Source organism: Bradyrhizobium sp. Leo170 (assembly GCF_004296405.1).
Classification (GTDB): Bacteria; Pseudomonadota; Alphaproteobacteria; order Rhizobiales; family Xanthobacteraceae; genus Bradyrhizobium.
The window spans coordinates 1-622 of the sequence record NZ_PSRR01000836.1 but is presented as its reverse complement, the minus strand read 5'-3'; the positions used below and the strand labels follow the sequence as shown (position 1 = coordinate 622).

General features: G+C 57.7%; 1 pseudogene. It reads right to left on the bottom strand.

Annotated elements, in window-relative coordinates:
- A pseudogene (locus CWO89_RS44995) lies at positions 1-622 on the bottom strand (IS630 family transposase); the annotation flags it as partial.

Sequence of the window (622 nt, the reverse complement as noted above, 5' to 3'; positions counted from 1 at the left end):
GAACCGTTTTGGCGGACTCGTTTCTTCGTCCAGGCGAAGGGCTGTGCTTTTTCATTGTAGGCGCGGATGAAGGCATCGATGTGCTCCTGTAGCTGCGTGACGGCGGTGAATGATGCACCGTTCAACGACTGGCCTTGCAGGATGGAGAACCAGGTCTCGACCTGATTGAGCCAAGATGCCCCGTCGGCGTAAAATGAAACTGCACCAAGGGGTGCTTTTTGAGCCAGCGCTCATTCTTCTTGTGCGTGTTGAGGTTGTCCAGGATGACGTGAAGTTCGCGGTCCGGAAAGCTGGCAACCAGCCGGTTCATGAAGCCGAGGAACTCCATGCGGCGGCGGCGCTTGAATGCTCCGCGATGACCGTTCCGGTGGCAACCTGGAGCGCGGCGAACAGCGTCGTCGTGCCATGCCGCTTGTAATCATGGCTTTGGCCAGTCAAAGCCCGTCCGTTGGGCAGCTTCAGATAGCTTTGGGCGCGCTCCAGGGCCTGGATCGATGGCTTCTCATCGACGCACAAGACAATGGCCTTTGCAGGCGGATCGACATAAAGACCAACAACATCGGCGGCTTTGGCCGCAAATTCGGGGTCGTTGCTCTCGCACCAGGATTTGCGAACCGAAAGA